24 protein-coding genes are annotated in these 25,107 nt (G+C 62.6%); 16 read left to right on the top strand and 8 right to left on the bottom strand.

Annotation, left to right across the window (positions count from 1 at the left end; all coding sequences use genetic code 11):
• Positions 1 to 3: 3 nt before the first annotated feature.
• Both modB and modA read right to left on the bottom strand, forming a co-directional pair.
• Positions 4 to 684: a molybdate ABC transporter permease subunit gene (gene modB / locus NRB16_RS24345; protein WP_045490654.1), complete on the bottom strand. Its 681-nt coding sequence runs from the start codon at positions 682 to 684 to the stop codon at positions 4 to 6.
• Positions 685 to 1,386 carry a molybdate ABC transporter substrate-binding protein gene (gene modA / locus NRB16_RS24340; RefSeq protein ID WP_257107172.1) on the bottom strand — a complete coding sequence of 234 codons (702 nt, stop codon included), beginning with the start codon at positions 1,384 to 1,386 and terminating at the stop codon, positions 685 to 687.
• Positions 1,387 to 1,635: 249 nt separating this feature from the next.
• Here modA and NRB16_RS24335 point away from each other — a divergent pair, with 249 nt between their 5' ends.
• From NRB16_RS24335 to xerC, 3 genes are all read left to right on the top strand, one after another.
• Positions 1,636 to 2,271 (top strand): TetR/AcrR family transcriptional regulator, encoded by a 636-nt coding sequence (locus NRB16_RS24335; RefSeq protein ID WP_045490658.1) that lies wholly within the window; start codon positions 1,636 to 1,638, stop codon positions 2,269 to 2,271.
• Between the two features lie 43 nt (positions 2,272 to 2,314).
• A complete protein-coding gene (locus NRB16_RS24330) occupies positions 2,315 to 3,310 on the top strand; it encodes an MDR family oxidoreductase (protein ID WP_257107117.1) in 996 nt (331 codons plus the stop codon).
• A gap of 334 nt (positions 3,311 to 3,644) precedes the next feature.
• Complete coding sequence (gene xerC / locus NRB16_RS24325; RefSeq protein WP_257107171.1) at positions 3,645 to 4,523, top strand: tyrosine recombinase XerC; 879 nt, start codon at positions 3,645 to 3,647, stop codon at positions 4,521 to 4,523.
• On the opposite strand, the gene NRB16_RS24320 is transcribed toward xerC, so the two are convergent.
• From NRB16_RS24320 to NRB16_RS24305, 4 genes are all read right to left on the bottom strand, one after another.
• On the bottom strand, positions 4,508 to 5,494 hold the full coding sequence (locus tag NRB16_RS24320; RefSeq protein WP_257107116.1) for a dienelactone hydrolase family protein: 987 nt from the start codon (positions 5,492 to 5,494) through the stop codon (positions 4,508 to 4,510). The genes xerC and NRB16_RS24320 overlap by 16 nt on opposite strands.
• Positions 5,491 to 7,869: a TonB-dependent receptor gene (locus NRB16_RS24315; protein ID WP_257107115.1), complete on the bottom strand. Its 2,379-nt coding sequence runs from the start codon at positions 7,867 to 7,869 to the stop codon at positions 5,491 to 5,493. Before NRB16_RS24315 ends, NRB16_RS24320 begins: the two co-directional genes overlap by 4 nt.
• 85 nt (positions 7,870 to 7,954) lie before the next feature.
• On the bottom strand, positions 7,955 to 8,881 hold the full coding sequence (locus NRB16_RS24310) for a FecR domain-containing protein (RefSeq protein ID WP_257107114.1): 927 nt from the start codon (positions 8,879 to 8,881) through the stop codon (positions 7,955 to 7,957).
• Positions 8,878 to 9,393, bottom strand: coding sequence for a sigma-70 family RNA polymerase sigma factor (locus NRB16_RS24305; RefSeq protein WP_257107113.1), 516 nt, complete (start codon positions 9,391 to 9,393; stop codon positions 8,878 to 8,880). Before NRB16_RS24305 ends, NRB16_RS24310 begins: the two co-directional genes overlap by 4 nt.
• A gap of 951 nt (positions 9,394 to 10,344) precedes the next feature.
• On the opposite strand from NRB16_RS24305, the gene NRB16_RS24300 reads away from it, so the two are divergent.
• A complete protein-coding gene (locus tag NRB16_RS24300) occupies positions 10,345 to 10,884 on the top strand; it encodes an AAA family ATPase (RefSeq protein ID WP_253139582.1) in 540 nt (179 codons plus the stop codon).
• 256 nt (positions 10,885 to 11,140) lie between these two features.
• On the opposite strand, the gene NRB16_RS24295 is transcribed toward NRB16_RS24300, so the two are convergent.
• On the bottom strand, positions 11,141 to 11,404 hold the full coding sequence (locus NRB16_RS24295; RefSeq protein WP_045490686.1) for a DUF2790 domain-containing protein: 264 nt from the start codon (positions 11,402 to 11,404) through the stop codon (positions 11,141 to 11,143).
• 258 nt (positions 11,405 to 11,662) lie between these two features.
• On the opposite strand from NRB16_RS24295, the gene NRB16_RS24290 reads away from it, so the two are divergent.
• From NRB16_RS24290 to NRB16_RS24245, 10 genes are all read left to right on the top strand, one after another.
• Positions 11,663 to 12,052 carry a cupin domain-containing protein gene (locus tag NRB16_RS24290; protein ID WP_253117168.1) on the top strand — a complete coding sequence of 130 codons (390 nt, stop codon included), beginning with the start codon at positions 11,663 to 11,665 and terminating at the stop codon, positions 12,050 to 12,052.
• Positions 12,049 to 13,548: a methionine--tRNA ligase gene (locus NRB16_RS24285; RefSeq protein WP_257107112.1), complete on the top strand. Its 1,500-nt coding sequence runs from the start codon at positions 12,049 to 12,051 to the stop codon at positions 13,546 to 13,548. The genes NRB16_RS24290 and NRB16_RS24285 overlap by 4 nt, the downstream gene beginning before the upstream one ends.
• A gap of 11 nt (positions 13,549 to 13,559) precedes the next feature.
• Entirely contained in the window at positions 13,560 to 14,657 is a 1,098-nt protein-coding gene (locus tag NRB16_RS24280; RefSeq protein ID WP_373568504.1) for an NAD(P)/FAD-dependent oxidoreductase, read from the top strand.
• Positions 14,654 to 15,622 carry an ABC transporter substrate-binding protein gene (locus tag NRB16_RS24275; RefSeq protein WP_257107110.1) on the top strand — a complete coding sequence of 323 codons (969 nt, stop codon included), beginning with the start codon at positions 14,654 to 14,656 and terminating at the stop codon, positions 15,620 to 15,622. Before NRB16_RS24280 ends, NRB16_RS24275 begins: the two co-directional genes overlap by 4 nt.
• Positions 15,623 to 15,651: 29 nt before the next feature.
• Entirely contained in the window at positions 15,652 to 16,977 is a 1,326-nt protein-coding gene (locus NRB16_RS24270; RefSeq protein WP_045490696.1) for a SidA/IucD/PvdA family monooxygenase, read from the top strand.
• A 5-nt stretch (positions 16,978 to 16,982) separates the two neighbouring features.
• On the top strand, positions 16,983 to 18,983 hold the full coding sequence (gene sbnA, locus NRB16_RS24265; protein ID WP_257107109.1) for a 2,3-diaminopropionate biosynthesis protein SbnA: 2,001 nt from the start codon (positions 16,983 to 16,985) through the stop codon (positions 18,981 to 18,983).
• A 5-nt stretch (positions 18,984 to 18,988) separates the two neighbouring features.
• The gene (locus tag NRB16_RS24260) at positions 18,989 to 20,686 is read left to right on the top strand and encodes an FAD/NAD(P)-binding protein (protein ID WP_257107108.1); all 1,698 of its coding nucleotides are present in this window, start codon (positions 18,989 to 18,991) and stop codon (positions 20,684 to 20,686) included.
• Positions 20,687 to 20,717: 31 nt separating this feature from the next.
• On the top strand, positions 20,718 to 21,356 hold the full coding sequence (locus NRB16_RS24255) for a LysE family transporter (protein WP_045490700.1): 639 nt from the start codon (positions 20,718 to 20,720) through the stop codon (positions 21,354 to 21,356).
• Positions 21,357 to 21,455: 99 nt separating this feature from the next.
• Entirely contained in the window at positions 21,456 to 22,610 is a 1,155-nt protein-coding gene (locus tag NRB16_RS24250) for an iron-containing alcohol dehydrogenase (RefSeq protein ID WP_257107107.1), read from the top strand.
• 2 nt (positions 22,611 to 22,612) lie between these two features.
• Positions 22,613 to 23,722, top strand: coding sequence for a serine hydrolase domain-containing protein (locus NRB16_RS24245; RefSeq protein ID WP_257107106.1), 1,110 nt, complete (start codon positions 22,613 to 22,615; stop codon positions 23,720 to 23,722).
• A 42-nt stretch (positions 23,723 to 23,764) separates the two neighbouring features.
• On the opposite strand, the gene NRB16_RS24240 is transcribed toward NRB16_RS24245, so the two are convergent.
• A complete protein-coding gene (locus NRB16_RS24240; protein WP_257107105.1) occupies positions 23,765 to 24,184 on the bottom strand; it encodes a topoisomerase in 420 nt (139 codons plus the stop codon).
• Between the two features lie 145 nt (positions 24,185 to 24,329).
• Between NRB16_RS24240 and NRB16_RS24235 the strand changes: the two genes are divergently transcribed.
• Both NRB16_RS24235 and NRB16_RS24230 read left to right on the top strand, forming a co-directional pair.
• Positions 24,330 to 24,587, top strand: coding sequence for an acyl carrier protein (locus tag NRB16_RS24235; RefSeq protein ID WP_045490707.1), 258 nt, complete (start codon positions 24,330 to 24,332; stop codon positions 24,585 to 24,587).
• Positions 24,588 to 24,688: 101 nt separating this feature from the next.
• Positions 24,689 to 24,979 (top strand): hypothetical protein, encoded by a 291-nt coding sequence (locus NRB16_RS24230; RefSeq protein ID WP_045490709.1) that lies wholly within the window; start codon positions 24,689 to 24,691, stop codon positions 24,977 to 24,979.
• Positions 24,980 to 25,107 lie beyond the last annotated feature (128 nt).

Raw genomic sequence — 25,107 nt, 5'->3', positions numbered from 1 at the left:
CACTCAACTCCAGACGCTTTTGTTCTTGCCGCTGGAGTAAAGCGCCAACAGAACCAGGAAAGAAAACACCAGCATGATACCCGCCAGCCAGTGGGCCTGTTCATAAGCCATGGATTCGACATGATCGAAAATCTGTACCGATACGACACGGGTCTTGTCCGGAATATTACCGCCGATCATTAATACCACCCCGAACTCTCCAACCGTATGCGCGAATCCTAAAATTGCGCCCGTCAGGTAACCGGGTTTGGCCAGTGGCAGGATAACGTGAAAGAACGTGTCCCACGGCCCGGCGCGCAGCGTCGCGGCCACTTCCAGAGGGCGTTTGCCCATGGCTGAAAACGCATTCTGTAGCGGTTGCACGACAAAGGGCAGCGAATACACCACCGAGCCGGCCAGCAGACCGGCAAAACTGAAGGTCAGGGTGCCAAGCCCCAGGCTCTGGGTCAGTTGCCCGACATAGCCGTGCGGGCCCATCAGCAATAGCAGATAAAAGCCGATCACCGTGGGTGGCAGCACCAGAGGCAGGGCCACCACAGCACCGATCGGGCCCTTGAGCCACGAGCGGGTATGCGTCAGCCACAGTGCGATGGGCGTGCCGACCACCATAAGAATCAGGGTGGTCAGCGAGGCCAGCTTGAAGGTCAGCCAGATCGCGCCCAGATCGCTGCTGTCTAACGGCATTTACAGCTCATATCCGAATGATTTGATCACCGCTGCGGCTTTTGGGCCTTTTATGTACTCGACCAGCGCCTTGGCGGCGGCATTGTCCCGGCCTTTGGTGAGGATCACCGCATCCTGTTTGATCGGCTCATGCAGGTTGGCCGGTACGATCCATGCCGAGCCGCTGCTCAGCTTGCCATCCTTGTAGATCTGCGACAGCGCGACGAAACCGATCTCGGCATTGCCGGTGGAAACGAACTGATAAGCCTGGGTGATGTTCTGGCCTTCGACCAGTTTGGCTTTGGTCGATTCGCTCAGGTTCAGCTTGGCCAGGACCTGGGTGGCCGCCAGGCCATAAGGAGCCGTTTTCGGGTTGGCGATGGACAGGTGTTGCCAGCTATTGGCCTTGAGAATATCGCCCTTGGCATCGACGTAACCTTCTTTGGCCGACCACAGTGCCAGGGTGCCGATTGCATAGGTGAAGCGCGAGCCTGTGACGATGTCGCCTTCTTGCTCAAGTTTTGCCGGGGTGCTGTCGTCGGCGGCCAGGAACACCTCGAACGGCGCGCCGTTTTTGATTTGGGTGTAGAACTGGCCGGTGGAACCGAAGGCCGCAACCAGCTTGTGCCCGGTGTCTTTTTCGAAATCCTTGGCGATCGCCTGGATCGGAGCGGTGAAGTTGGCGGCGACCGCTACCTGGACTTCATCGGCGTAGGCCGGCATCGCGCCCCAGACTACAGCGGCCACAGCAAGGGACTTGAACGCGACGCGCAACGCAAATGCACTCATCAAACAGCTCCGGCAAAAAGTAGTGTGGGTGTGGCTCGAATCAGTTCAGGGTTTTCGCTATAAGCAGAAATATATAGCGATAACTCATAGGCAGGGAAGTGCTGATTTCAAAGTGACGGCTCAGCAAATGCTCTCGAAACAACCTGATTGACTTTTAAAACGCTCAGTCTAATATCTATTCTCATGAACGAACCCATCATCAAGCCCCGGCGTCCGGGGCGTCCGCCCAAGCTCGATCGCGATAACCTCGAAACCCGCGAGGTCTTGATCCGTCGCGGTCTTGAGGTGCTCACCGAGCAGGGCTTTACCGCCACGGGGCTGGACTTTCTGCTCAAGCAGGTCGCCATTCCCAAGGGCTCTTTCTATAACTACTTCCCCAGCAAGGAAGCGTTTGTCCTCGTGGTGCTTGAACACTACGCCGACTATTTCGCCCACCTGCTCGATCAGCACTTGCTCAACGATGCCTTGTCACCCTTGGAGCGGCTGGTCAGTTTTGTCCAGGCCGCCAAGGCCGGCATGGCGCGTCACGATTACCGGCGAGGCTGCATGGTCGGTAACCTCGGTCAGGAAATCAGCGTGCTGCCCGAGAGCTTCCGGCCGCTGCTGGAACAGATTCAACTGGATTGGCAGGCTCGCCTTGCGACGTGCCTGCGCAGTGCACAAACGGCCGGTGAGTTGCCGCGCAGTGCCAATTGCGACGAGCTGGCGGCGTTTTTCTGGATCGGCTGGGAAGGTGCGGTGCTGCGCGCCCGGCTGGTAAAAGGCGACGCACCCTTGAACACCTTCATTGCCGGGTTCCTGCGCGGCTTGCCGCAGTGACCCTTCGACGTATTTAAAACGTTCGGTCTAATTCGGAGGCGACATGGCAGATGAATCATTCAAAGGCATCCTGATCGACAAGGATGACACCGGCTACCACGTCAGCCTCCGCGAGCTGCATGAGCAGGCGTTGCCTGAGGGGGATGTGACGCTGCAGGTCTCCCATAGCACCCTGAACTATAAAGACGCCCTGGCCCTGACCGGCAGCAGTCCGATCATCAAGCGTTTCCCGATGGTGCCGGGTGTAGACCTTGCCGGTAGCGTGATTGCCAGCGACAGCCCGGACTTCAAGCCGGGCGACAAGGTGCTGCTCAATGGCTGGGGCGTCGGTGAAAGCCATTGGGGCGGTCTGGCTCAGCGTGCGCGGCTCAAGGGTGACTGGCTGATTGCATTGCCTGAGGCCTTCACCTGCGCTCAGGCGATGGCGATCGGTACCGCCGGCTATACCGCGATGCTCAGTGTGATTGCCCTGGAGAAACACGGCGTTAAACCCGCCGATGGTGAAGTGCTGGTCACCGGCGCCAACGGTGGCGTGGGCAGTTTCGCGGTGGCGCTGCTGGCACGGCTGGGCTATCAGGTGGTGGCCTCCACAGGGCGGCCGCAAGAAAGCGACTATCTCCAGCAACTGGGCGCCGCCGCGATCATCGACCGCAACGAACTCAATCAGCCCGGGCGGCCGCTGCTCAAAGAGCGCTGGTCGGCGGTGGTCGACTCGTTGGGCAGCCATACCCTGGTCAACGCCTGCGCCGCGACGCGTTATCGCGGCATCGTCGCGGCATGTGGTTTGGCCCAAGGCATGGATTTTCCCGGCAGCGTCGCACCGTTCATCTTGCGCGGCGTCACCCTGGCCGGTATCGACAGCGTCAATCGCCCCAAACAAGACCGGATCGAAGCCTGGTCACGGCTGGCCCGCGACCTGGACCCGACGCTGCTGCCGCTGATCAGTCATGAAGTGGGCCTGAGCGAAGTCATCGACCTGGCGCCGCGGCTGATCGCTGGTGAAGTGCGTGGTCGGGTGGTGGTCGATGTGAATCGTTGAAAGTGCTAAACCCTTTTCCAGTGGGCGATCGCCCGCCGCCTCGGCGCCGCGCTGTCGCGCAACAAACACGCACCGCGGTAGCGCCGCCTCCAGCGGGAAACCCTCCGCGGCAGATCCAGCTCCTACGGTGTACTCCTTGCAAAACAAAAGGTTGTGGTCTTTTTTGACGAGCGTTGGCTTGCCAACGAATGCAGGCAAAGCAGCTTCCGTGACCTTGCAGGTGAGCGACATCCACCAGAAAACCATTGTGAAATAAAAGAAGACTTCAGCCGTGACCGACCAGCCTGCTACCTCCCTTGCGCTGCCTGACATCAGCAATCCGCTGCGTCTGTACATGGCACGCCTGGCTCCGTCGAGCCGGCAAACCATGCGCTACGTGCTGCAGGACGCTGCTGACCGGCTGGGGCTGACCGACGCCGACATCTTCGAAGTGCCCTGGCACACCTTGCAGCCAGGGCACATCACCGCCCTGGTAGCGACCCTGCGTGACGATGACTACGCGCCCAATACCACCTCGCTATACGTCAATGCCATTCGCGGGGTGATGAACGAAGCCTGGCGCCAGGACTTGATCAGCCATGATCATTTGCTGAAAATCCGCTCGGTCAAACCCATGGCCGGCAGCCGCCTGAGCCGCGGCAGCAACATCCGCCGTAATCTGATTCGCGAGTTGATGGACGTCTGCGCCGCCGACCCGCGCCCGCAAGGTCGGCGCGATGCGGCGATTATCGCCATTTTGTACGGTTCCGGGATGCGCAAGTCAGAGTCGGTGAACATCGATCTTAACCAAGTGGACTTTGAGCAGCGTTGCCTGCGCGTGCAAGGCAAAGGCAACAAGCAACTGATCAAGTACGCCCCGGCCTGGGCCTTCGAGGCGCTGCAAGGCTGGCTGGCACTGCGCCGCGAGCAACTGCCGGCCGGCCAGGCAGACGACGCCTTTCTGTTCAACCGCATCCGCCGTGGCAGCCACATCACCCGCGAGCGCATCACCAAGCACGCCATTTACTTCATCGCCCGCCAGCGCGGTCGGCAGGTGGGCGTGAACATCATGCCCCACGACTTCCGGCGCTCGTTCATCACCCGGGTCATCGAAGAGTTCGACCTGTCCATCGCCCAGAAACTCGCCCACCACACCCACATCGCGACCACCGCCAGCTACGACATGCGCAGCGATAACGAGCGGCGGCGGGTGGTGGATCATCTGGAACTCTGAGCCTCCCGGCAGCCGAGCACCTGGCAGATCTCCCTTAGCGCATCGGTGCGTGCCAAACCCCCCGATACCTGGTTGGCGCCCACATGGGGCGCAGTGCGCACACAAGAATCGGCAAAACTGAACGGCTGCCCGGTGTCGCGGTTAACCAACTCGCCGGCCCGTTGTTCTTCGATTCGGCACAGCCGGGCGCTTTGTGCTCCCTGAGAGACCCGCGTGGTGAGCGGCAAAGGGTAATCGAAACCGTGTTGGCCATCGGCGTAGGGATACAGCTTCACATCCTGACCCGTCTGTTGCAGGCGGGTGACGTATTCGGCACAGCGCTCTATACCGTTGTAATCATCGGCAAGACCATGGAACACCCGAACCGGTGCGGCTTGCAGGCGGTTATCCTGCTGGTAACGGGTTGCACAATCGGGATAGAAGGCAAAGAAGCCTTTGAAACCGTTCTCGCCACCCCACAACGTCTGGAAGCGTAACAGGCTGGCGTACAGGGTTGCCTGACCGCCCCGGGAAAACCCCAACAGCGCGACCTTCTGACCATCAACGCGCGGGTGCTGTTGCAGGGCCTGTAGCGCGCGATAACTGTCCAGCACCATGTTCAGGCGGCCCAGACTGGCCTGATCCTTCGATACATTGACCAGCCCACGGCCGCTGAAGCTGTCCAGAGTCAGCGTCGCCAGACCCTGGTGGTTGAGCCGTCGCGCCCAGTATTCGGTGCCCGCGCCCAGACCGCTGGAACCGTGTAGCAGGATCACCACCGGCGCCTTGTCGACGCCCTGAGGCAGGCGCAGCTCAGCACCCAGCCGCACGGGCTGACCGTCGTTTTGGCCAGTGAGAAACTGGCGGTCGCTGAGGGTCAGGCTGTCGATGCTCAACAGTTCTACCCGTGCCGGCAGGTCAGCCAACGAATCGTCGGCCACCGCCAGCGAAGCCGCGAGCGCGAGCAAGACGCCTGAAATCAACGCCTTCATAGTTCATAGCTCAGTGACAACAGCACGGTGCGCGGATCGTTCAGGCCGTAGGCCCGGGCGCCGCTGGAGGCTGAATAAATGACGGTTTGCGGATAGGCACGATCAAGGATGTTCTTCACCCCCAGACCAGCGCTCCAGTGGCCGTCAGCGGTGATGTAACGCAGGTTGGCGTTCCAGAAGAACTGCTCGGGCAGCTCGTAGATCGGCTGGTTAAGTGCATTGGTGGTCGAGCGCGCTTGGTATTGCAGGTCGGTGTTGAAGCTCAGCTCGCCCGGCAGGTTCACCGGCAACCGGTAGCTGGCAGCCGTGGAAGCGGTCCAGCGCGGTGAGTAGGGCATGCGGTTGTCGTCGGCATCCACACCGGGCCCACCCGCATTGGCAAAACGCTCGTAAAAGGCTTCCAGATAACCAAGATTCAAGGTCAGTTGCAGGGCATCGGTGGCAGCCCACTGGTTTTCCAGCTCCGCCCCGTAGGTATGCGCGCCACCGGCATTGATCCGCGCATAGAAATTGCCGATCGACGGCGCATACGCGCTGGCTTGCAGGTCTTTGTAGTCGTTGTAGAACAGCGCCAGATTGCTGCGCAGTCGGCCATTGAAAAACTCGCCCTTGATACCGGTTTCCCAGGTGGTGACGGTTTCCGGATCGAACGCGGTTTGTGCTGAGGCCGCTGCGGTTGCGCGGTTATCGTAGCCGCCGGCCTTGAAGCCTTGGGACACCGATGCGTATTGCATCAGCTTGTCGGTCCAGACATATTCCAGGCCCAGCTTCGGAGTCCAGGAGTTCCAGGTCTGGTTTTCATCGGCGCTAAAGCGCAGGCCGTTGGGCTGGCGGTCAGTGGTAATGTCGTAGTTGGCGAAGGTGAAGCCCTTGCGCTCATGGGTGAAACGCAGGCCGGCGGTCAGGCTCAGCTTGTCGGTCAGCTTGTAGTTGCCCTGGCTGTAGATCGCCGCGCTGTCGGTACGGGTTGTGCTGTACAGGCCGTTGCCGACGATGCGGTTCTGGGCAATGTTGCGGGTCAGGCTGTCGCGCTCGGCCATGAAACGCTCATGAAAGAAGAACAGCCCGGTACTGAAATTGAAACGGTCGTAATCGCCGTTGAGCTGAAATTCCTGGGTGGCGTAGTTCTGCTTGTAGAGGATATACGAACGCTGAATGAACGCTGCAGCCCCTGAGTTTTCCGAATTGACCCGCTGGTTGAAGGCCGACCAGGCACTGACCGACTTGAAGCTCAGATGGTCGTCGATCTGGTAGATCGCGCGCAGTACCGAACTGCCTTGGTCCAGACGGTTATGCGGTACCCAGCTCAACTGCGTAGTGAACTTGTCGTAACGACCGTTGGCGTCAAACGGGGTGTAACTGCTGCTCTCGCCATGGTCGAAGGCGCCGCTCAAGGTCAGTTGCACGTCCCAGCGCGAATCAGTCGGTGCCCAGCGCAGCTTGCCACGGTAAGCCTGACTGTCGATGTCGTTGCCATCACGGCCCAGAGTCTTGTTGCGCACCGTGCCGTCACGTTGCAGGTCCATGGCCGAGAAGCTGGCGTACAAGGTGTCGTCGACCAGCGGCCCGGAAACCAGCAGGCGGGCATTGCGGGCGCTGTAGTTGCCCAGCTCCAGCTCATAGCGGGCCCGGGTTTCCTGGCTTGGGTCGCTGGTCAGAATACGGATGGCGCCGGCGCTACTGTTGCGGCCATACAGCGTGCCTTGCGGGCCACGCAGCACCTCGACGCGCTCGACGTCGTTGAAGTCGACCATCGAACCGATGGCCCGCGGGATGTAAAGATCGTCGGCGTATACCGCCACGGCGGCCTCCTGGATCGGGTCTGACTCGCCGATGCCGCGAATCGAATAGGTCTGGGTGCTATGGCCGATGGAGTTGCGCCCCAGGCCCAGGTTCGGTACCTGGCCTGCGAGGTCGCGCACGCTCTTGACCTGGGTCTGCTCCAGGCGCTGGCTGTCGAAGGCCGAGATGGCCAACGGGGTGCGTTGCAAGTCTTCGCTGCGGTGCTCAGAGGTCACGGTTACGACCGCCAGCGCCGCAGCGGGTGGCAGGTCGCTGGTGCTCAACGGTGTATTGGCGGCGGGCGCCGGTTCAACCAGAATTCCGTGGGTGCCAGGCCGTGCCACCAGCCCGCTGCCTTGCAGAGCGGCATCGATAGCCTGCTCGTTGCTCAGGCGACCGCGTACTGCCGGAGCCTGTAAAGGTGCGACCAGTTGCGGGTCGAACGAAATCGCCTCGCCACTCTGCTCGGAAATGCTCAGCAAGGTGCTGGCCAGCGGTCCTGGGTTGATCTGGAACTCATGGTCGGCAGCCAGTACCGTCAGAGGGGCGCAAAGGCCCAAGGCAAGGCTGAGGAGCGTACGGGGAAACGGCATTCGAGCATTCCTTTATGAGTGATGCTCTGATGTGCAACGGCATGGCGTTTTGTTAAGGGGTCGTTCAGACCGGTTCGGCATAAGCTTATGTCGGACTGATTCGCACCCAATAGCGGCTGAAGAACTGCAAGCGCAGACCCAGACTGTCGCTCAGCAGGGCCAGGCTGCGGTCGGTATCGTCCAGCGGATAGATCCCGCTGACCCGGCGGGGTGCCAGGCGCGGGTCCAATTGGATAACGCCGAGGCGGTAATCCTGCAAAGCGCCGATCACCTGTTCCAGCGGCTGATTCTCGACCCGCAGCAAGCCTCGGGTCCAGGCCTCGTCGGCACTGCTGCCGGTATCAATACTCTGCAACCCGTTGGCATCAAAGTGGGCTCGCTGCCCGGCACTGAGGCTGTGCTGTTGGCCGCGAACGAGCAAGTTGGCCGAACCTTCGAGCAATGAAACGCGGCTGGCCCCAGGCTCACGCCGCATTACCAGCCGGGCTTGGTGGGCGAGCAGCGTGCCGTGGGCTGTATCGAGCTTGAAGAGTTCCCCCGCTGCGATGCTCAGGCTGATTTGTCCCTGCTCCAGCTCAAGGCAGCGCACAGCGGGGCTACGCACTGAGCTGCAGGCATCCAGGGTCAACTGACTGCCGTCGGCCAGACGCCAGTGCCCGCGTTCAGCAGTACCCGTACGCCAGTGTTCGCCGCTCTGCAGTGCACGCAACACCTGCGGGCCGGCCAGCACCCCTAGCAATGCTAGGCTCAGACCGCTGCCGGCAGCGCGCAGGAATCTCCGGCGGCTGTCCGCTGCATCGACCACCGCCGCCAATTGGCGGCTCGACAGTTGCCCCAAACCCGGCGCCTGCAAACCTTGCAGTTGGCCAGTGAGCTGACCGATGGCTGCCGCTTCGCGGGGATGTTCGCGGGCCCATTGTTCATAGTCCTGACGCTGACCCGGCGTGGCTTCTCCGGAGCTGATCAGGGCCAGCCAACGGGCTGCCTGTTGGAGCGTATCGTTCGCGCTCATGGGGCCAGCAACACTTGCAGGCAGCAGCGATAGGCCCGCTCCATGTATTGATGAATACGCGGCCCGCTGACCCCCAACTCTTGGGCGATTTGCCGATAGGTCAGGCCGCCGAAATGATGATGGATAAACGCAGCCTTGACCTTGCCAGGCAAGCCGTCCAATAACCGATCAAGCATCTGTAGCGCCTCGCTGGCCAGATACTGGTCTTGCGGCGAGGGCTGGAGTTCTTGCGGCAGGCTGGCCAGACTCTCTCGATAGGCACGCTCAAGATCGGCACGGCGCCAGCTTTCATACATCACCCTTCGGGCAATGGTGGTCAGCAGTGCACGTGGCTCGCGGATGCGCTCACCGTTATCCAGGCGCAGCACCCGCAGGAAGGTCTCGGCAGCGAAGTCTTCGGCATCATGGCGGTTCTGGGTGCGGCGTTGCAGATGGTTGCGCAGCCAGGCGAATTCACGTTCGAACAGCAAGCGGGTCCAGGCGCTGTGGCCAGAGGATGGGAGGGTAGACATGACAGATCGGCACGCAATGGATACCGCGCTGGCTCAAGTCAGTGGCGGAAGCTCCTAGAAAGATACCTGGCCGCGAAAGTTGGATGTCCACTGGCCGGCCGTTGGAGGGCTAGCCTATCCTGATGCATGAAAAATCCTAAAGAATATAAAATTTATGCATTTGAACTGAAAGGAATATAACCCTGAACCAGGTGCGTGAAAATCTGTAGGCAAAAAAAGACCACCGCACTCAAGGTGAGGTGGCCGAACAGATCTAACCAAAGGATGATGAATGGAGCACGCGCCCGCCGCCGGAGCTGGCGACGGGCCGTAAATCATCGGGGCGCACGGTAGCATCCTCACGCGCGAAAGCATCATCGCTATTATCAATAGTGACTATCGTTACGCATTGTTTGGCGCCGCAAGCCGCTGCGGGCGCGACTTTCAGTCCTGTAACGGACCCACAGAAGGCTCTAGGTCGGCTGTTTTCACAAGTCTTGAGCTGGCTTGGCAAACTGCCCGCTAGCAGAACTACTGGCGAAAATGTGTCCGCTATGTCAGGAACTCCAGCGTAATTGTCCCGTGCCGACAGGGCAGTGAAGATAACCGCCCGTCTTCGATCTGACCCAGGCACGCCCGATATGACGTCATCTACCGCTGCTACCAGCAATACCCAAGCTGCCGACCGACTGCCGCTCGGTTCGCTGCTGGCCCTGGCCGGGTTTATCACCATCCTTACCGAAGCCTTGCCGGCGCGCTGTTGCTTGAGCGGGTGGGCACCGGCAGCTTTGCCCCGGCGATGCTGGGGTTGTTGCTGATTACCCTGGTTGCCGCGTGGCCTCGTCGGGATGGCTATTGAGGTTGAGCGTACAGACGCGACTAGTGCTTGGCTGGCCGCTGGTTGACCGGGTTGGGCGTTGACGTAAAATCGCCGCCCCGGAAAAACGGCGTGTACTGCGAGAGGGAGCTTCGATGCAGCGGGTGATGATTATTGGCCAGCCTGGATCGGGCAAAAGCACGTTGGCGCGTAAGCTCGGCCTGCTCACAGGCTTGCCTGTCGTTCATATAGACACTATCCACTGGCAGCCCGGGTGGGTTGAACGAAGCCCGGACCAGAAGACCCGGCTTTGTCATGAGGTCGAGGCCCGTGAGCGCTGGATATTCGAAGGGGGCCATTCAGCTACTTGGGAAAATCGGATAGCCCGCGCCGATCTATTGATATGGATTGATCGCTCGGCGACGCTTCGATTCTGGCGCGTGCTGCTAAGAACGCTGCTCCAGCGCGGCCGGTCTCGTCCCGACTTGCCGGAGAACTGCCCTGACCTGTTGGCGAAGCTGCCAGAGTTTTTCGGGTTCATGTGGCGTACGAAAAAAACAGCGCGGATGAAGATGCAGCAACTCGTGGCGACTGCACCCTCAACATGTCGCGTCGTTCGGCTGCGCTCCAACCGGGATACCAGGGTTTTTCTGACGAGCATTGGGTATCTATCTGCCCAAGCTCGGCGAGATTGATCAAACGTTGGCTGCTTCGGACGTAAACGGCTGACCAGGCGGCAACGATCAACGCAGAACCTTAAGCCCCACGCTACGTGGTCATGCCGATCAGTTGAGTCGGTTTAGGTACGTTTCACTGTCTTGTTGCCGCCCTGTGGGAGCGAGCTTGCTCGCGAAAGGGCCAGTAAAAACTCTACATCTGCTGTGAATGTGCCGCCGTCTTCACCAGCAACCGGCGCTCGGGTTGCTCGCGCAAAGAAAGACTGCACCCGCCTCAACCATGCGACGAGCAGGTCTCACTCAACCGTTTGTAGTGCAACTCATGCTCCACGCCCTGGCTGTCCATGTAAACCATGCTCGCCACCACCGGCTCACACAGGTCGGACTCGGGTGCCTCAATGCTCACGACTTTTTTGATATCCAGATTCTGGCCATAGCCATATTGCTGAACAACCGGCTGCTCGACAGCAGCAGTCTGGTCATTGGCTGAGGCCATCAGGCTGGCCAGCGACAGGGCGGCAAACAGAACGTATTTCATGACAATCTCCACACTTATCAGGTTGCAAAGTCGCGAATGCGCTTTGCCTATGGCCATCATTTTAAGGAGGCCCCCTGATTCCCGGAAATGGTGGCTGTCGATACACAGAATCAACGAAACCGATGGCGTTCAGTACTGGCGACCGAAGGTTATCGATCAAATTCATTGATGCGTCGCCCCTGAGCTATCCGGCGATCCGATAGCGGCTTTGCGCCAGCAATTTCATGCTTGACCCACTTCAAACAGGCGGGTCAGCGCATGGAAACCTTCGACATTTACCGGAAAACCCGATTTGACGCCCTCGTGCACGAATACGGCCTGGACGGCAGCCGGTTGCTGCCCTGGGCAGGCTATCCGATGCCGTTTGGCGGCGGCTGGTGCGTGGTGCGCCCCGGCACCACTACGCAAACCCATACGCAAATCGATCAGGAGCTGTTCATCGCCATCGAGGGCAGCGCCCGGCTGGTGATCGGTGACCAGCAGATGCCGTTCAGCAAGGGCGACATCGCGGCCATCCCGAAACACACCCACCACTACGTAATCAACGACTCGGCCGAGGACTTTCATTTCTACGTGATCTGGTGGGACCTGAATCACGTAAACAACTTCCTTGCCCAGCACAACGACACCACCGGGTGCCTGGCATGAGCCGCTTCATCGTCACCATCACCCCGCCAACGCCCAATGGCGACCTGCACATCGGCCATATCGCCGGCCCATTTCTGGGCGCCGACGTGTTCACTCGGGTCCAGCGCCAGCGCGGTCATGATTGTGTGCTGCTGTCTTATTCCGACGACTACCAGTCCTACATGCTGCGCAAGGGCCTGGAGCAGGGCGTCGACCCCGTGGAACTGGCGCGGCGCAACAGCGACCGTATCGAGGCGTCGCTGGCGGCAGTGAATATCCAGCCGGATAACTGGATGCGTCCGTATGACAATCGGTTTTTCAGGCAGGCGGTCAGCGAGGTATTTGCCAAGCTGCAACAGGCCGGCGCCATCGAATTTCGTGATAGCCAGGAGGCGTACTGCCCGGACTGCGACAAATGGGGCTATGAAGCCTTCGCCCGTGGCCTGTGCAATTACTGCGGCCATGACTCGGACCCCAGTCAGTGCGAGCAGTGTGCCCAGGCGCCGGATGCCGCACTAATGAGCGGGCTGTACTGCAAGCTGTGCCACAAGGCGCCGCAGTTCAGGAGCACCCACCGGGCGTTTCTCAAACTGGCCGACTTCAAGGCGCCGCTGCGTGACAGCCTGCTGGGCCGACAGTGGCGTGCGCCGCTCAACGCCTGGCTGCGCGACACCCTTGAACACTTGCACGACTGGGGCGTGACCCGGCCCCACGACGCCGGGCTGGACCTGGCCGCCGACGGCTCATGCCGGGTGCACACCTGGTTCATGGGCCTGGCCGGCTACATCGCGGCGTTTCGCGAGTATGCCGAGCGCATTGGCCAGCCGGAGCTGTTCAACCAGTACTGGCGTTCGGGGCAGGGCACGCTGGTGAATTTTCTAGGCTTCGACTGTGTCTTCAGCCATTGCATCGTTTACCCGGTGCAACTGGCGGTGCATGACGAGTTGCGGGTCCGTCAGCATTTCATGCCCAACCAGTTTCTCAAGCTCGACGGGCTCAACCTGTCCACCAGCCGCAACCACGCGATCTGGGTCGGCGATCTGGCGCGCCAGGCCTGTGCCGACAGTGTGCGCTTGTACCTCGCCAGCGTCGCGCCGGAGCAGAGCGAAGGCGACTTTCGCCTGCAGCACTTTCAGCGCTGGCGCCAGGATGTGTTCCTGGACTTTGTCCCGGCGCTGCTGCAAGCCGGTCCCGATCAGCGTGAGCACGGCTGGAACGGCTTTAACGGCGCCGATGCCGGGCTGCTCGAAGCGCTGCGCCTGCAATGGTGCAAGGCCACCGAGCTCAAGCAGTTTTCGATCCGTGGCATGGCTCAGGTGCTACTCGACACCATCGCGATTACCCGTACGCGGCTGGAGGCGGGCCGCCCGGTCAGTCACTTCGCCGCGCTGATCGCGGTGTTCGGCAAGGCGCTGGTCCCGCAAACCGCCGCCGACATCGTCAATGCCTACGCATTGCCCGAAGCACGGCTGAACGCTGTCGTGTTCGGCGGTCCGGCCCCTGACTATTCAATCTGAGCGGCCTGCGCATGAACATGGATTATCAAGTCGCGGTGATCGGTGCCGGCATTGTCGGCGCGAGTATCGCCGCCCGCTTGCTGCACCTGGGCCTGAGCGTGGTGCTGCTTGAGCAGGGCAGCGTCGCCAGCCGCGGTGCCAGCGCCAGTTCCGGCGGGTTGCTGCGTTTGTACGACGCGGACCCACTTTTGATGCAACTGACTGCGCATTCGCTACGGGTCATGGGGGAGGCGCCGTTTTCCGACACCTACACCCGAGCGCTGCGGCGTAGCGGCGTGCTGTATCGCGCCGATATCGCGCATGAGAGTGCACTGGAGGCAGCGATCGAGCGCTACGCCAGCGCGGAGTATCCGCTGCGCAGAGTCCAGGGTTTCGGTCCTTGGTCGGCACGTGCGGATCGCGCTGAGCTCTACGAACCGCATGCCTGCGTCGGCGATGTGCGCGGTGCCACCGCGCGGCTGTGCCAGCGTGTGCGCCGCGATGGGCTGCTGATCGAGCATTGCCGGGTCGAGTTCATCGACTGGCAGGCCGATGGTTCGGCCCACATTCAACTGGGAGAAGCGCGCCTGGATTGCCAGACCGTGGTGCTCGCCAGTGGCGCGTGGACGCATCGGTTGTTACCGGAGCTGGCGCTGCAAAGCCGCGCGATTCCGTTGGCCAGGGTCCAGACCGAGGTCGCCTGGCCGCTGCCGTTGATCGACGCGGTTAGCGGCAGTTATGCCATCCCGCTGGGGCCACATCTCGTGCAGAGCGGTTGCGGGCTGCGTGACCGGGCGCTGTTGCCGGAGCGACTGGCGCGGCCGGATGCCCGGCATATCGAGGATGCCCGGCAACGGGTCAGCCAACTGGCCGGCGGCGGGCGGGTCAGGGTGCTGGATGTGGTGCCGGGCTTTGACAGCTACAGCGCCGATGGCCGGCCACTGCTGGGCTTTGTGGATGAGCCGCGCGGTTTGTACGTGGCTTGTGGGCTGTCCGGGGTGGGCTTCAAATTCGCGCCGGGTATTGCCGACCTTGCCGCCCGGCAGATTCAAGGCTACTTGCATGACGGGCAGCGGTCGGTTAACCCGCATTGGGCCGGGCTGGACGCGCGACGGGGTATGCCGTCATGACGCCAACCGCCATGAAAGTCGGGATCAGCGCGGTGTTCGACCCGGCTGTCACTCCCCATGCACGGACCTTTCTGCGCGCGTTGGCAGCAGGCCGCAACCTGATACCGGGGCTGGCCGGCGTGCAGTGGCACTGGCTCGACGACGGGGCCGACCCCCGGCAGGCCGTCATGGTGGCGCAACAGATGGTCGAGTGGGGCGCCGATCTGGTGCTGGGCCATTTTTCGTCCGACGCCGCGCTGGCCGCCGCGCCGCTGTATGCCCGCCACCAGATTGCGCTGCTGACACCGGCGGCTACGCTGCAAGACTTGACCCGATTCCCCAACGTGCTGCGCGGTTGCCCGTCGGATCGGCAACTGGCCGGCGAGCTGTTGGCCTGGGCCATCAGCCGCTTGTGGCAACGCCTGTATGTGCAGGCTGATGACAGCGCACACGGCCAGGCACTGGCGGCGGCGATCCGGCACAGTGCGCTGGCCCATGGTCTGCAACCGGTAACCGACCGCGAGCAAGCCGACGCCGAGGTGTTTGCCGGGCGCCTGAAATCCAGCTGCGCCTACCTGCAGGCTCGACGCCGGGCCGGTTGCAGCCGACCGCTGATATTTACCGATGACGCCGTTTCGCCGTTTTTCGGCACTGGCCAGCCGGTTGGCGACCAACCGCAAGCCACTTGGGTCATCGGCTTTCACCCAGGCCCCGAGGATTGCCCGGCGGCCCGCCAGCACCGGCAGTGGTTCGCCAGCCCGGCGCAGACCTATTACCGAGAGAGCCTGCGCCTGCTGCATGGCATTGGCGTGCTGGCACGGCGCAATCTGCCCGATCGCCGCGCCTTGCTCGACGCCTTGTGCAACGAGGTGTTGGCCACCCCGCTGGGGCCGCTGGCTTTCTTGCAGAACGAAATACGCGATGCCTCCACCCAGCTCTGGCACCTCGGGCCGCAAGGCCTGCAACCGGTCACCCCGACCTTTTAACCCCCTATTCAATCAAGGACAGATTCCTGATGAGTCTTGCAACCACCACCGTCGATGCGCTGTGCATCGGTTTCGGCCCTGCCGGGATTGCCCTGGCCTGCGCTTTCGAAGATGCCCGCGAACAGGGTCTGCCATTGGGCCGCGTAGACATGCGCTTTGTCGAGGCAGCCGCCGACAGTCAATGGCACCCTGAGCTGTTGCTGGCCGGCACCGACATCAATCACCACGTGTTCCGTGATCTGGTGACGCCGCGCAACCCGCGCAGCCGTTTCTCGTTCGCCATGTACCTCAAGGACAAGGGGCGGTTGTTTGATTTCGGCCTGCTCGGGCGCCCGGCCAGCCGTCATGAGTGGTCCGATTACCTGGGCTGGGTCTCACGCCAGGTCGATGCACGCACCTGCTTCGATACGCGTATTGACGAGGTGCTACCGGTGATTCGTCATGGCCGGTTGTGTGAGCTGCGGGTCGAGACGGCGCACGGCGCGTTCGAAACCCGCAACCTGGTGCTGTCCAGCGGTAGCGCCGCGTACATACCGGAACTGTTCCAGCCCCTGCTGGGGCCGAAGGTGTTTCATACCTCAGGCTTTGTCAGCCATATGCAAGCCTTCGCCAGTGAGCGGCCCAAGCGCTGGCTGGTGCTCGGCTCCGGGCAAAGCGCCAGTGAGTCGGTGCTGGAACTGATCGGCCGCGATCGGCAGGTCGAGATTCACTCGGTGCACCGCACCGCCGGCTTCAAACTCACTCAATTGGGGCAATTCCCCAACCGGGTCTTCGGCCCCGAGCATGTCGATTACTTCCACAGCCTGGACGCTGGCGCCCGCCAGCAGTTTCTCGCCTATAGCCGCGCCACCAACTACGCCGGCATCGACCCGGATGAAAGCCAGAAGCTGTTCTCGCTGATCTACGAAGACACCGTTGCCGGTCGTCAGCAGCTGCACACCCATCACTACCAGCACGTCACTGGCGTGCAGCTGTGTGGTGATGCGTATCAGGTCACCCTGACCGACCGTTTCAGCCAGCAGACCCGGCAACTGGAGGTGGACGGCATCGTCCTGGCCACCGGCTATCAGCAGTACCGCGTGCCGCCGCTGCTCGCCGGCCTGCAGCCATGGCTGGCCGCCGACGAGCAAGGCGCGCTGGTGGTCGATCGCGATTACCGCATCCACACCCAGGGCGCCTGCGACGTGCAGCTATGGAGCAACGGCTTGTCCGAACGCAGCCATGGCATCAGCGACAGCCAGTCGTTCTCGATGCTGGCCCTGCGCGCCGGGCGGATAGCCAGCGCCTTGCACCAGGCATCGACCCGCCCGGTCACAGCTGCCGGCTGCAAAACTACCCTGGCCTTGAGCGAGTGACCGGTATGTATGACAGCATCGGCGACATCGTCCATGACCAGACCTTCCTCAAAGTCAGCGGCCTGGGCGCGGACTTTCATCTGAAAATGGAGTCGTTCAACCCGGCCGGTTCGATCAAGCTCAAGACCGCCAGCGGGCTGGTCGACGACCTGCAGGCGCGGGGGCTGATCCAGCCCGACTCGATCCTCATCGAGTCGTCATCCGGCAATCTTGGCGTAGCCTTGGCCATGCTCTGCGCCGCCCGCGGCCTGCGCTTTACCTGCGTGGTCGACCCCAACACTGCCAGCCATAACCTGCGCCTGATGCGCAGCTATGGCGCCGAGGTCATTCAGGTCGAAAAAACCGACGCCAATGGCGGCTTTCTCGGCACGCGAATCGAGTTGATCCGACAGTTGCAGGCCAGCGACCCGCGTTACCTGTGGCTTAACCAGTACGCCAATGCCGCCAACCCCAAGGCCCACGCGCGGACCACGGCCCGCGCCATCGCCGGGCACTTTGCCCAGATCGATTATCTGTTCGTCGGGGCCGGGACCACTGGCACCCTGATGGGTTGCGTTGAGTATTTTCGCCAGCACAGCCCGCACACCAGAATCATCGCCGTCGACAGCGTGGGGTCGGTGACCTTCGGCACACCCGCCAGCCGGCGTTTCATTCCAGGTCTGGGCACCAGCCAGCGTCCGCCGATCTTCGACGCCGCCGGCATTCATGCGCTGGAAATGGTCCCTGAGGCCCACACGGTGGTCATGGCTCGGCTGCTGGCGCGCAGTCGCGGGCTGCTGGTGGGCGGCTCGACGGCCACGGTGATCAGCGCCGTGCATGCCTGGCGCGAGCGTATCGAACCTGGGGCGGTGGTGGTGGCGGTGTCGCCGGACTGGGGCGAGCGTTACCTCGACACCCTGTATGACGATACGTGGGTTGAGCAGCGCTTTGGTCGCGAGGTGCTGGCGATGAGCTTGGCAGACTTGGGGCGCGAGCCTGCACGCACCACCTGGCTGCCCACACCACAGGCGGATTTTCATGTGCTCGACGGGCAATGTGTGGCGCAGATTCTGGCGGCTGATCCGCTGGCCTGTATCGATGACGTGCGCCAGGCCTATCTGGATCACGAAGCCGGGCGCAGCATCAACCCGGACAGCTATTTCCTGCGTTTTCCCCGGCAGCCGGCCAACCGCATCATTGCCTTGCCGGCCAGCCTGGAGGGTGAGCAGCCGGTCACCGGGATCAAGTGGATTTCCAGTTTTCCGGCCAATATCGACAACGGCCTGCAACGGGCTTCGGCGGTATTGCTGCTCAACCGGCCCGACACAGGCTATGCCTATGCCTGCCTGGAAGCCTCTCGGATCAGCGCCATGCGCACCGCGGCCTCGGCGGTGCTGGGCGCCTGGTGGAGCAATGGCCAGCGCCGCGCCGCCGACCATCTGGCACTGGTGGGGGCGGGGTTTATTGCCCGCAGCATCGTTGATCTGTTGATTGCCGATGGCTGGCGGTTCCAGCGCATCACGGTGCATGACCCGCATGCGCCGTCGGCAGCGGCCTTGATCGGCCATCTGGCCGAACAGCACGGGCTGCAAGCCGAGCAGGTCGAGCTGGCGGCCAGTCTGAGCGCCGACCTATTGGTGTTCGCCACCACCGCGCCGACGCCTTACGTGCATGAGCCGCTGCTGCGTGCCGGTCAGGTGGTGCTGAATATCTCGCTGCGCGATCTGGGGCCAGCAGTGATCGCCCAGGCCAACAACCTGTTCGATGACGTCGAGCACTGCCTGAAGGCCGGTACCTCGCCGCAACTGGCGGTCGAGCACTATCAGCAGCGCTCGTTCATCAGCGGCAGCCTGGCGCAATTGATGCTCGGCCAGATCAGCCTTGATCCGGCCAAACCGACCATCTTCTCGCCATTTGGCCTCGGCGTGCTGGACCTGGCGGTAGGGCAGCGCGTGTATCGCCGGGCGCTACAGCAGGGCCGGGCCTTGCCGGTGCCGAATTTTTTCTTTGAACCCAGCCGCTGGTGACGACCATGTACACAATCGCCATTGTCGGTATGGGCTCGCGCGGGCTGAGCCTGCTGGAGCAGTTCATTGCCCTGAGCCGCGCCAACCCGCATCTGCCGCTGCAACTGGACCTGTTCGATCCCGGTACTCCGGGCAGTGGCCTGCACCTGAGTGACCAGCCCGATTACCTGATGCTCAACACCATGGCCGGGCAGATCTCTGCGTTCTGCACCGCCCACCCGGCCACCCAACCGCCGGGGCCGAGCTTCCTGCAGTGGTGCCAAGCGCGAGATCTGCGCCTCGACGCCCGCGGCCATGTCGACCCCAGCGGGCAGGGCCGGCCGCTGGCCTTCGCTGACTTCGTGCCGCGTCGTTTGCTGGGGCTGTACTTGCAAGACAGCTACCGCTGGCTGCTGGGGCATTGCCCGGCACAGTTGCAGGTGCGTCACTACCCGCAGCGGGTGAGCCGTGCCCTGCCTGCGGCCGGTGGTTCGGGGTGGCAACTGACCACCCAAGAGGGCACTTGTCATCACTACCACGGATTGTTCATCACCAGCGGCCATGCGCCGGCCACGCCGCTGCCGGCCGAACCCGGCGCACGGGTGGCGATCGAGGGCCTGGGCCTGAGCGCCATGGATTGCATCGCCGAACTGACCCAAGGCCGTGGCGGCCGCTACGTGGCTGATAACGGCCTGGCCGGTTGGCGCTACCTGCCCAGCGGCCGCGAGCCGCAAATCTACCTGTATTCACGCAGTGGCTTGCCGTTTCATGCCCGGCCAAGCGGTTTTGACGCGCCGTGCCAGCCCTGGCCACGGCTGTTCTTCACCGCCGAGGCTATCGAACGGCTGCGCGCAGAGTCTGGTTGCGCGCGGCTGGACTTCGCCCGCGATCTGCTGCCGTTGATCACCGATGAAATGCGCGCGGTGTTCTATCAGGCCAGCGTCAGCCTGGCCGAGCCGCAAGGGTTGCCCGCAGTCCAGCAGGCCTTGCGCGAGACGGCGCAGCGCGATGAGTTGTTTGCGCAACTGGCCCGACAGTGGGGGGCTTTCGAGCCGCTGCACTGGATGCCGATGCAGCCGTGGACGGGCGACGATTACCCGCAGTGGCTGCGCCGCTGGCTTGAGCAAGACCTGATTCGCAGCCGCCTGGGCCGCCGCGCCAGCCCACTGACCCAGGCCCTGGAAGTCTGGCGTGACTACCGCGACCTGCTGCGCCTGGCGGTTGACCACGACGGCCTGCTGGCGCACTCACGGGTGGATTTTTACCGCCGTTTTGCCGGGCTCTCCAACCGTCTGGTCGGCGGCCCGCAGCAAGAGCGCTACGAAGACCTGCTGGCGTTGCTCGACGCCGGCGTGGTGCACCTGCTGGCCCCAGGTCAGGTGCCTGCGCAACTGGACTGCATCGTTCGGGCACGCAATGCCCACAGCGGCCTGAGCCTCAATGCCAGCGGTTTGCTCGGCGACCTGCAACGTCAGGGCCTGATCCGAGCCGCTCAGGCGTTTCCCGCCGACGGCGTGTTGGTCAACGACCAACACCGCGCCATCCGCGCCGATGGCTGCGCACATTCGCGGCTATGGCTGCTGGGGCCAGTGGTGGAAGGCAGCAGCTTTTACAACCACTACGTACCGACCCCCGACCCGCATTGCCTGGCGCCGCTCCAGGCGCGCCGGGCGGTGCAGGACTGCCTGGGCGCATTGGCCTCGCCGTGCGCCGTGGCCTGTTGACCCCGTTTTCTCACTGACAAGGACCGACCCCATGTACTCGATACCCTACGAACTGACCCTGCTCACCGCGCTGGCCGGCGCCTTTATCGTGCTGATCATCAGCCCGGGACCGAATTTTCTGGTCATCACCCAATTGTCCTGCAGCCAGTCGCGCCAGCAAGGCATCTGTGCCGGTCTTGGCGTGGCCTCGGGCAGTATCATCTGGGCGCTGCTGGCCGTCACCGGCCTGGGCCTGATGTTCCAGCAGTTGCCCTGGCTGCAGCCGGCCCTGCAACTGCTTGGCGGCGTTTACTTGGGCTGGCTGGGAATCAAAAGCCTGCGCAGCGCCGGCAACCCGCCGGCCCCTCGCGATATCAACGCACTGGGCATTGCCAGCCTGAGCCGCGCCTACCGCTTCGGCCTGCTAACCAACCTCACCAACCCCAAGGCGTTGGCGTTCTATACCAGCGTGTTCACCACCGTCGCTGCACCGGGCCTGCCCATCTGGGTGCGCAGCGCCGGGGTATCGATCATCGCGGTGTTGGCCATCTCTTGGTTCGTACTGCTCGCCACCCTGTTCTCGATCCCGGCCATCCAGGCCCGCTACCAGCGCATGAAAAAAGCCATCGACATCATCACCGGGCTGTTCATGGTCGGTTTTGGCCTGCGTTTGCTGGTGGGGTTGCTCTGATTCTCTCCAAATCTCTGATTGTTAATGAATATCTCGTAGGAGCGGTCGGGCGGCGATCCGCTTTAGCCGCGAAGGCTTTTACTGATGCAGGAGAGCACCATGCACACCAGCAACTGGCATTACCCCACCTCCATCCGCGTCGGCGCCGGACGCGTCCGCGAGCTTGCCGACGCCTGCCGCAGCGCCGGCATCCAGCGTCCGCTGTTGATCACCGACCGCGACCTGGGCAGCCAGCCGATGATCCAGCAAGCCCTGGACGACTGCCGCCGCGAACTCGGCCAGTGCGCACTGTTCGACCAGGTCAAGGGCAACCCCACCGGCAGCAACGTCGCCGCAGGCCTTGAGCGCTACAAAGCCGGCCAGCACGACGGGGTGATCGCCTTTGGTGGCGGCTCGGCACTGGACGCCGCCAAGGCCGTGGCTCTGATGTCCGGCCAGCACCGCCCGCTGTGGGATTTTGAAGACATCGGCACCAACCACCTGCGTGCCGACCCCGACGGCATTGCGCCGCTTATCGCTGTGCCGACCACCGCCGGCACCGGTTCGGAAGTCGGTCGCGCCGCGGTCATCACCGACGAAGCGGCACGGGTCAAACGCACCATCCTGCACCTGCGGATGATGCCCAAAGTGGCGATTCTCGATGCCCGGCTGACCCTCAGCCTGCCACCGGCACTGACCGCCGCCACCGGCATGGACGCGCTGACCCACTGCATCGAAGCCTGGTGCTCGCCGGTCTGGCACCCGATGGCCGAAGCCGTGGCGGTCAAGGGCCTGCAGATGATCCGCCAGCACCTGCCACGGGTGGTGCGCGACGGCCAGGACCTTGAGGCCCGGGAGCAAATGCTGGTCGCCTCCAGCCTCGGCGCAGCGGCGTTTCAGCGCGGGCTGGGCGGCGTACATGCCATTGCCCAGTCGCTGGGCGCGCTCTACGACCATCACCACGGGCTGCTCAACGCGATCGTGTTGCCCTATGTGCTGGTGGCCAACCAGGCGGCGCTGCATCAACCCATGAACGAACTGGCCCATGACCTGCGTTTGCCCAAACCGGGCTTCAATGGGGTCATGGACTGGTTACTGCAATTGCGCCACGACTGCGGCATTCCGCACACACTGGCGGCATTGGGTATTGATGAGCGTGATGCCGAATTGATCGGCCGGATGGCCTTCAAGGATGGCTGCTCGCACACCAACCCGGTGCGTCACTGTGCCGAGGGCTATCAACGGATTTTCAGCCATGCCGTGCAGGGGATGTGAGGGTGCAGCAGCTCAATGACTTCTGGCTGCGGCAGGTCGACAGCGGGCGGATTGTCGGTGGGGTGTTGTTGCTGGCCGAGGCCGGTGAACTGCGCTATGCCAGTGCTTGTGGCTGGGCTGACCGCGAGGCGCAACGACCCATGCAGCGCGACACCGCCATGCGCCTGGCGTCGCTGAGCAAATTGCTGACTTCGGTCGCCGTGCTGCATCTGTGCGAAACGGGCGTACTGGACCTGAACGGCCCTGTCAGCGACTGGCTGGGGTATTTTCGCCCACGCCTCGCCGATGGTCGCGAGGCGGTGATAACCCTGCGTCAGTTGCTGTGCCATACGGCGGGGCTGGGTTACGGTTTCGAATTAGCGTCGGGCAATGCCTATCAACGGGCCGGGGTGTCTGACGGGCTGGATGACCCAAGCCACAGCCTGCAAGACAACCTGCAGCGTTTGGCACAGCTGCCGCTGTTGTTCGAGCCGGGTACGGCGTGGCGCTACTCGCTGGGCACCGATGTGCTGGGGGCGGTCATCGAGGTGGCCTGCGATCTGAACCTGGCTGAGGCGATCAACCGCTATGTCACAGGTCCATTACAGATGCGCAGCACCGGCTTTACTGCCTGCGACTCTCTGGCCCGCGCCTACAAGGACGCCCCGACGCTGCCGCAACCGATCAGCGATCATGATCGTCTGCCGCTGGATGGCGGGGTGGCACTGCTCAGTGCCCGCCGGGCGTTCAACCGCCAGGCTTACGCCTCAGCCGGCGCCGGGTTGGTCGGCACCGCCGCTGATTACCTGCGCTTGCTTGAGTGCTTGCGCCTGGGCGGTGCGCCGCTGCTCAGCCCGGTCAGTTGCGCGTTACTGACCGCCAACGCGTTGGGCGAGCTGCCCATGACCAGTCGCGGCGCTGGCTGGGGCTTTGGCCTGGGGCCGGCGGTGCTGCTTGACCCTGTGGCTGCCGGCCAGCCGCAAGGGGCGGGTAGCTGGGGCTGGTGCGGGTTGTATGGTTGCCACTATTGGGTCGACCCGCAGGCCCAGCGCAGCCTGGTGGTGCTGACCAATACCGCAGTGGCCGGCGCCTGGGGCGAGCTGGCAGACGGTATCGTGCAGCACATCTATTGATGAGCGGCCACAGGGTATGGCTAATGAACGCGGCGGTTCTGGCTAGCGTTGGCGTTTGTTTGCCGGTTTGCTGCGTACCGGTTGCGCCGGTATCGGCGCAAAGATCGCCCTGATGCCCCTGCATTGCGGATAGTCCGCACAGCCCCAGAAGTTGTCGCCAGCCTTGGCGCCGCTACGCGCCACTTTCATGACCATGGTCTTGCGGCAATGCGGGCAGGCCGGGGCATGTGTCTTCGCATCGGGCGGCGGGGCGGCAGGCTTGGCTTTTCTGGCCTTGGGCCGGGCGGTTGTGGTTTTGCCGGTCGGCGCGGGCCGCGCCTCTTGGGCCATCGGCGGTGCGGTGTCTGGCAGGCTTTCGGGGGCTGCCAGTCGCTTGCGCTCGGCAAATGCCGTGACAAGCCTGCTGATAAAAGGCAGCTTTCTGGCGAGCCTGAGCAGCAGGGAAGGCGATTGGTGTGTCATGGGGGCTGTCGTAAAAGTGAACCGTGTGGGCGCCATGCAGGTGGCGGCCGGAGTCTGATGTTAGCGCAACCCTAGCGTGGTGATTGACAGGTGTCAGGCTGCTGGGCAGTCTGATGGCCTTACGACATTTGGGATGAGGGGCATCATGGACAACGAAGCACTCAGAAACAAGCTCAACGTCATGATTGCCGAGCAACTGGGCATTTCAGAGCAGGAGGTCAGCCGTGGCTATGGCGGTTACGGTCACACCCTGGAAAATCTGGGTGCAGATGAGTACGACATCATCAGCCTGCTGATGGCGCTGTCTGGCGAGTTTGGCATCAGCATCTCGGATGAAGACGCACAGACTCTGGATACGCCGAAAGCGATTTACGAGTACATACTCAAGCAGACTAAGGGCTGACCTGAATCGATTGATGGCCAAAGGCAATCAATTTTTGCTGATGTCTTTATGATGTCATGGTAAAACACGGGCTGGAATGACTTACCAGGCCAGGGAATGCCATGCTAAAAATCGTCAGTCACGTTGTTGCCTTGTTGCTTTTGTCCTGCACGCTGGCGGTTGGAGCCAAGGAAACCCGGGTCCCCGACTCGGTGATCGTGCAACGCCTGATCGAGGAGTCCATCGCCCAATACCCCGGCAGATGCCCTTGCCCTTATAACGCCGCGAGCAATGGCAGCCGTTGTGGCAAGCGCAGTGCTTACAACCGCGACGGCGGCTATGCGCCCTTGTGCTTCAAGGAAGATGTCACCAAGGAAATGGTCCAGGCGTATCGGCAGCGTTCTGCCAGATAGCTTGCTCACCGGTACGCGTACTTATACGCGTGATCGGTGAGCAAAGCGGCCACAAATTTACTGAGCATTGATCCAGATGGTCTTAAGCTCGGTGTACTGATCATGCGCCCACTGCGACTTGTCGCGAC

The organism is Pseudomonas sp. LJDD11 (genome assembly GCF_024584215.1).
Classification (GTDB): domain Bacteria; phylum Pseudomonadota; class Gammaproteobacteria; order Pseudomonadales; family Pseudomonadaceae; genus Aquipseudomonas.
This window is presented reverse-complemented; position numbering and strand designations above follow the sequence as displayed.